2 protein-coding genes are annotated in these 855 nt (G+C 57.7%); one reads left to right on the top strand and one right to left on the bottom strand.

Features of this window, described 5'->3' with window-relative positions; genetic code table 11:
- Window positions 1-176: 176 nt before the first annotated feature.
- Window positions 177-377 (bottom strand): transposase, encoded by a 201-nt coding sequence (locus AA0535_RS15795; RefSeq protein ID WP_373319322.1) that lies wholly within the window; start codon window positions 375-377, stop codon window positions 177-179.
- Window positions 378-608: 231 nt separating this feature from the next.
- On the opposite strand from AA0535_RS15795, the gene AA0535_RS15790 reads away from it, so the two are divergent.
- Window positions 609-855 (top strand): transposase (locus AA0535_RS15790; protein ID WP_373319321.1); only part of this gene is annotated, 247 nt, incomplete at its 3' end.

Genomic DNA, 855 nt, shown 5'->3' with positions numbered 1-855 from the left:
GCGTGGATCTTGCTCGTAAAACCGCCGCGTGATCGACCAAAACCCTCCGAATGAGCCCCCCCCTTTCCGCCTGTAGCTTGTGAATGGGCACGAACCACAGTGCTGTCCAGCATATGCTGCCTGTTATAGGTCAGCCCCAGATCTACCAGGGTTTGCAGCAAGGCATCCCACACACCCTATTCAGCCCAACGCCAAAACCGGACATAAACCGAGTTCCATTTGCCGTCGCGCTCATGCATGTCGCGCCAGGGACAGCCTGTGCGCAAAACATACAGCATGCCATTGAGAAACAGGCGCTTGTCTCCAGCTGGACGGGGCCAACGTCCGCGCTCAGGTCGCAGAAGCAGACCAATCAACAACCATTCATGATCCGTCAGATCGCCTCGTGCCCATCCCTGCTCCCGCTGCCCGTAACCTACAGGCAGGAATTGAAACAGGTCTCGCCCTAGACCGATAGGCCTCTTGTCAACGCGACCTAGCTCTTCAGCGATGATACGCTTAACACTGACTTATGGTTGCGCTTATTCCTTGAAGCCTAGGTTGCGTTGACAATAGGGGTATGCAGAGGGGCTGCATTCTGGTTCAAGGCTGCTTTTTATGGGGCAGCCATGGATCGCGGAGACCTATCGGACGCAGAGTGGGACGTGATTGGGTCGCTATTGCCGCCTGAGCGGGGCCGGTGGACACGGCCTGCGGGCGACAAATGCCGTTTCCTGAACGGCATGCTCGATGTATTGCGCACAGGTTGTCTCTGGCGAGACATGCACGAGCGCGACGGCAAATGGAACTCGGTCTATGTCGGCTTTCGCCGCTGGGCTGAACAGGGCGTATGGGACGCGATGCTGCAGACGCTGG

Origin of the sequence: Asaia krungthepensis NRIC 0535, assembly GCF_025995175.1 — a bacterium.
Classification (GTDB): Bacteria; Pseudomonadota; Alphaproteobacteria; order Acetobacterales; family Acetobacteraceae; genus Asaia; species Asaia krungthepensis.
This window is presented reverse-complemented; position numbering and strand designations above follow the sequence as displayed.